Raw genomic sequence first — 757 nt, 5'->3', positions numbered from 1 at the left:
TTTGGCTTGTGTAGCCAGAGTTTTTATCTGTTGGGAAGCGTTTAACAACAAAGCAGGTTTCTGTGCCACACGCTTCGTCTTTTAAGTACTCATAGCTATACTTTTCAACTTCTTGTGAGCTTAAGTCTTCGAAGGCAAACTCACTTCCCATGAATGGGCCAGACTTGTTTTTAGACGCGATTCGCTTAACACGCTTTAGTGCTGGTAGGAATAACCACTGATCATCCGCATCAACTTTGTGCGAGAACGTCAGTAAAGCAGTACCACGAACAGTTTTAGGCTCATCAAATATGGTTAAGCCTTTGTCACCATCATTTTCGACTTCGAGGGATTTTACGCGCAAAACACGAACACTTTCTTCACCACGTTTGTTGCGTAAGGTCATCGTCATGTCAGCAGTAGAGTCCTTCCAACCAGTGTTTCGCTTATCAGATTCAATGGCGATAGCTAAACCTTTTTCTTGAGGTGTTTCTGCAAAGGTGTTGCCTGAGAGGCTCAAGGCAGTAAAGCAGGATAATATCGCGATGGATTTCTTTACACCGCGAGCAGAAAGGTTAGATAGCATGGATATTGTCCTCGGTCTTGTTATCTTGTTAGTTGGCACTGCAGCAGCATCATTGAGAAACTATATGATGATGCTAGAAGCTAGCGCCTATTAGATACGAAAATGTCGATTAGTTAAACTGAAATCCCTTACTTCGTTTGGAACGGTACTTTCCATGAGTAGAAAGTAGCACTATCAGTTTGTTGAGTTACC

The 757-nt window shown here is 42.5% G+C and carries 1 protein-coding gene; it reads right to left on the bottom strand.

All coding sequences use genetic code 11. The features are described from left to right. On the bottom strand, positions 1-565 hold a 565-nt coding region (locus A3766_RS27640), incomplete at its 3' end, for an outer membrane lipoprotein-sorting protein (RefSeq protein ID WP_156509198.1). Positions 566-757 lie beyond the last annotated feature (192 nt).

The organism is Oleiphilus sp. HI0132 (genome assembly GCF_001635845.1).
This window is presented reverse-complemented; position numbering and strand designations above follow the sequence as displayed.